The 4,540-nt window shown below is 44.1% G+C and carries 5 protein-coding genes; 2 read left to right on the forward strand and 3 right to left on the reverse strand.

All coding sequences use genetic code 11. The annotated features are described in order from the left end of the window. The first annotated feature begins 286 nt into the window (after positions 1 to 286). Entirely contained in the window at positions 287 to 1,246 is a 960-nt protein-coding gene (locus QXT17_RS09800; RefSeq protein ID WP_020962858.1) for an ROK family protein, read from the forward strand. 62 nt (positions 1,247 to 1,308) lie between these two features. On the opposite strand, the gene QXT17_RS09805 is transcribed toward QXT17_RS09800, so the two are convergent. From QXT17_RS09805 to cysS, 3 genes are all read right to left on the reverse strand, one after another. Next, a complete protein-coding gene (locus QXT17_RS09805) occupies positions 1,309 to 1,719 on the reverse strand; it encodes a PIN domain-containing protein (protein WP_148684538.1) in 411 nt (136 codons plus the stop codon). After that, entirely contained in the window at positions 1,706 to 1,957 is a 252-nt protein-coding gene (locus tag QXT17_RS09810; RefSeq protein ID WP_148684539.1) for an AbrB/MazE/SpoVT family DNA-binding domain-containing protein, read from the reverse strand. The genes QXT17_RS09805 and QXT17_RS09810 overlap by 14 nt, the downstream gene beginning before the upstream one ends. Before the next feature lie 117 nt (positions 1,958 to 2,074). After that, complete coding sequence (gene cysS / locus QXT17_RS09815; protein ID WP_342815851.1) at positions 2,075 to 3,499, reverse strand: cysteine--tRNA ligase; 1,425 nt, start codon at positions 3,497 to 3,499, stop codon at positions 2,075 to 2,077. An 80-nt stretch (positions 3,500 to 3,579) separates the two neighbouring features. Here cysS and QXT17_RS09820 point away from each other — a divergent pair, with 80 nt between their 5' ends. After that, positions 3,580 to 4,482 carry a hypothetical protein gene (locus QXT17_RS09820; protein ID WP_052886474.1) on the forward strand — a complete coding sequence of 301 codons (903 nt, stop codon included), beginning with the start codon at positions 3,580 to 3,582 and terminating at the stop codon, positions 4,480 to 4,482. The last annotated feature ends 58 nt before the right edge of the window (positions 4,483 to 4,540 follow it).

Consider the following 4,540-nt stretch of genomic DNA (forward strand, 5'->3'; position numbering starts at 1 on the left):
GACCAGTGCCAAGCCAAGGCTCAGAAAAACTAAGACCATGTGGATACTATTCCTATTCATTACTCTCCCCCAGCAAAGCGACAATTACAAGGTAAGGGGTCAGGCGCGATGGCACGGCCACATGTAAATGCCCTCTTTTAACCATCATCATCCCACGCATAGTATTTCCGTTCAGAGTAATTGAATTTTTCTTTAATCTCTTCTCTATTATTACAAAACAAAAAGTAATTCCTGAAGTTACACAAAAGACAAAAATAACTTCCAATAGACATCTACATCGAGCAAAATGAAATATGCTGTAGCAGTAGATATAGGGGCCACCCAGACACGCGTCGCCCTCGGAAACGAGGAAGGAGAAATATTGGAAATCGAAGTCTTCCCAACGAGAAGCTTTTCCAACCCAGACCAATACCTAGAACACATAGCAAGACTAGCAAAAACCTTTACACAAAAACACAATGTAGACATAGTAGGCATAGGCGTAGGATCCCCGGGACCCATAGACATGGAAAAAGGAGAAGTCATAAAAAGCGTAAATCTACCCTTCCAGAGGCTCGAAATAGTCCGCGTCCTCAAAAACCTAACCGGCAAAAAGATAGCATTTACAAATGACGCAGTCACAGCCGCTGTGGGCGAAAAATTCTTCGGAGCTGGAAGAGGCCACCGAAACCTCGTTTATGTAACGATAAGCACGGGCATAGGGGGAGGAGTATACGTCGACGACACACTATTGCTAGGCAAACAGGGAAACGCACATGAAATAGGACACATAGTAGTAGACTCAAACGAAGAAATAACCTGTGGCTGTGGAAAAAAGGGACACTGGGAAGCATACTGCTCCGGCACCGGTATACCAAAATACGCAAAGCTACTTTCAAAGAGACATCCTGATCTATGGAACCAAAGCATCCTCAGAGACAAGGAAACACTAGCAGCCAAAGACATCTTCGATGCGTATAGAAACAGCGATAGCTTTGCCAGGCTCGTGATACAAGGAGTAAAAAGATACAATGCTTACGGCTTCGCTGCAATAACCAACGCGTATGACCCAGAAATAATAACCATCGGCGGCTCAGTTGCGCTAAACAACTCGGACATACTACTTGCAAACATAGAGAAAGAAGTAGAAAACTACACAGTAAACACGGTGCCAAAAATAATACTAACACCCCTAGGAGACAAAATAGGCATAATGGGAGCCCTAGCACTAGGACTAGGAAAAGAACCTAAAGTCCCACTTAGATAGATATCTATATAGAAAACTGTTTATCACTGCATTCAAAATGTTGCTTACATTTTAGACCATAGCTAATAGGTCTCTACCTTTATTTCTTTTATTTTCAAAAAGGCTTCATCTCCTGTAACTATTTCAGTACAATTTGCATAGATCGCCGTGGCTATGTGAATAGAGTCTAGAAAAGAAATTTCGCATTCATTTTTCTTGTAGTACTTAGCTCTTATTCTGGCCGCCTGAATAGCTATATCTTCGTTGACATCTATAACTTTTAGCTTTTCAAAAGTTTGAACGAATAATAAAAAATCTTCAGCAGTGTTTTCAAAGCCTTTTCTCCTAAGATGATAAAGCACCTCAGTTAGGACAACTGTAGAAATGACACATCCTTCTTGCTTTGCTCTCTCAAGATACTTCTTGGCTCCCTCTACTCTTTTCTTTTCACCTGAGAAAAGATCCAAAAATACATAGCTATCAAGATAAATCACGTTTCATATCCCTCCTAAATTCCTTTACTTCGCTTCTTATATCTCCCAGTCTAACATTTTGGGCAATCTTTAATAGATACTCAACCGGATCTTCTGGCTTAGGGATGAGAAGAATTTTCCCATCTACTTTCTTGACTAAAATTTTACCGCCCTCTTTAATGTTAAATTCTTCCCTCAACTTTTTGGGTATTATTATTTGGCCTTTACGTCCAACTTTTAACTCTATAATCTTACTCATAATTATAAAGTCAGAAAGATGAATATTTAAATTTAACAGGCTTAAGAGCCTGTCATCTCTTAGGTAGAACAACTGGTTATGGTGAAATGCCAAGATATATACTCCTTTGTTTTGAAGTCATTTACTGGCAAGTAGCCACTTTGTTTTGTCTCCGTAGTCCATTAGCTGTATTCCTAAGGAGCTGAGCCTATTCCTTATGTAGTCCGCAAGCTCATAGTTCTTCTCTTCACGTAGCTTAGCCCTAACCTCGACAATTAGGTCGACGACCTCGTCGAAGGGGAGCATCTCCACAGCGCCTAGACCAAGGTCTTCATCTAGAACTCCAAGTACACGGTTGAACTCCTCAAACAGGGATAGCGCCCTGTACACTAGTAGGTAACTTGGCTTTGAGGAAATCTTGGAAAAAACTAGCCCCGAAAGCTTCATGACCGAGGCGAATGCCCCACTCGCGTTGAAATCATCGTCCATGTTTTCATAAAAGTCTCTCCGTAGCGTTGACATCTCCTTTAGAACCTCGATCTCGTAGTCCGAGACGCGTCCAGGGATCTCGACCTCGCGTGAAAGCTTCTTCAAAAGAGCCACAGAGGACTTCAAGCGCTGTAGATTGCTTTGGGCCTGCCTGAGAACATCGTCCGAAAACTGGAGGATGGTTCTGTAGTGGGCAGACGCGAGCCACAGCCTAACAACTAGGGGGTCGTACTCCCTGAAGAGGTCGCGAAGCGGTACGATGTTTTTCAAGCTCTTACTCATCTTTTCTCCCCCGACTTGGAGCATGCCCGTATGCATCCAGTATTTTACCCAAGGTCTTGTGCCGAAGAGTGACTCGCTCTGGGCCCTTTCGTTCTCGTGGTGGGGGAAAATAAGGTCGCTACCGCCGCCATGTATCTCGAACCTCTGGCCAAGGTAGCGTGAAGACATCACGCTGCATTCTATGTGCCAGCCGGGCCTTCCTGGGCCCCAAGGGGAGTCCCAGTACGGCTCGCCAGGCTTTCTGGCCTTCCAAAGTGCAAAGTCGTAGGGGTTCTTTTTCTCGGTGGCGAACTCCTCCTGGGTCCACATTTTCTTGTCTAGGCGCCCACTCAGCCTGCCATAGTCGTCATAGGTGTCTACGTCAAAATAAACGCTTCCGCTGGGAGCTACATAGGCATGTCCAGAGTCGATCAGCTTCTGTACAAATTCAATGATGTCGGAGATATGCTCTGTCACGCGTGGGTGCATGTCTACAAAGACTCGTAGCTTGTTGAGTGCGTCTAAATAGTCAGACGTGTACTCATCGACTATTTCCCGCCAGTCCCTCCCCTCGTCCCGCGCCCTGTTTATTATCTTGTCATCTATATCCGTAATGTTCTGTACATGTACAACATCGTGGCCCTTCAGCCTGAGATACCGCTTAACAACGTCGAAAGCAACGTATGTCCTCGCATGACCAACATGGGAAAAATCGTATACCGTTGGGCCACAAACATACATGGAAACCTTGCCAGGCTCAAAAGGCTCAAAGCCTTCCAGCGTCCTTGTCAATGTGTTATAGACCCGCAACACAATAGGAACCACCGTTAGACAAGAATGCTTATAGCTACATGCAAAAATACTTTACCTTTTCCATTCGTTTGAAACCTACAATGGACAAAGCCATTATAAAGGTCTCCAAGGAGCTACGCCTAGACCAGCTAAAACTAGACAATGCAGTCGTCATCATAGATGACTCAGGAGAACCTTATGCCGGAAAAATCTCTGCCCAAAACCAATACAAAATCGAAAAGCCAGACATAAAAGCCCTCGAAGAAATCCACAAAGAAATACATAGCCGGGGTAGCCCGAGCATCATCGCTATAGGCGGTTTATCCGCTATAAACACGGCAAAAATACTCTCGCTACCTAGACTGCCACACAAAAACCTTCGCGAAACAGTCTACGAAAACAAGCCCCCAGACCTACGGCCCCTAATCATTGCAACAGTCCCAGCAATGTGCACAGAGGCGACAAAACTAACTCTTTTCTTCGACCCAGTAAACCCCGTCTGGCTGATGCGACACACAGTGCCTCCAATTTTCTTGACCACTCCAGCTTTTCTAGAAAATGCTCTCCAGGACCCTAAAACACAGGTAGTAAACCACGATGTCTTTCTAATAAAGGAAGCCCCTGACCATAATCTATTTTCATATCTATCTCTTTGTGGTCTGTATGAGAAAATCGGCCCCGGACCCCTTACAATATTATTGTTGACACTTGCCTCGCTTTATTCTCTAAACATAGAGGAAGTTGCAAAGAATCTTGCCAAGCTTAACGTCCAAGATGCCTACAGCAGGATCAAAATAAAAGACGATCCACAAAGCTGGATAGAGGAAGAAGCTAAATTCAGGGAAAAAAGGCCCAAGCTATACAAAAAGATGGATCTCCTAGTTGAACACTCATGGACTTTTTACAGCCTACAACTTCGTAGATACGGGTTCAAGGGAAAAACAGACCTCTACAAATTCTACAGAAGCCTCCTTATTTCCTTATCAATTTTAGGAAAGCCTTAACTCTTTCAGTTGAGGGAGAATCCAGTATTTTGCTCGCAGGCCCTTCCTCAATGATTTT

It is taken from the genome of Thermofilum sp. (assembly GCF_038871435.1).
Classification (GTDB): Archaea; Thermoproteota; Thermoprotei; order Thermofilales; family Thermofilaceae; genus Thermofilum; species Thermofilum adornatum.

Bases quoted from the DNA above. Each gene is read 5' to 3' on its own strand.
- QXT17_RS09800 (WP_020962858.1), top strand. From the start codon at position 287: ATGAAATATGCTGTAGCAGTAGATATAGGGGCCACCCAGACACGCGTC.
- QXT17_RS09810 (WP_148684539.1), bottom strand. From the start codon at position 1,957: ATGAGTAAGATTATAGAGTTAAAAGTTGGACGTAAAGGCCAAATAATA.
- QXT17_RS09820 (WP_052886474.1), top strand. From the start codon at position 3,580: ATGGACAAAGCCATTATAAAGGTCTCCAAGGAGCTACGCCTAGACCAG.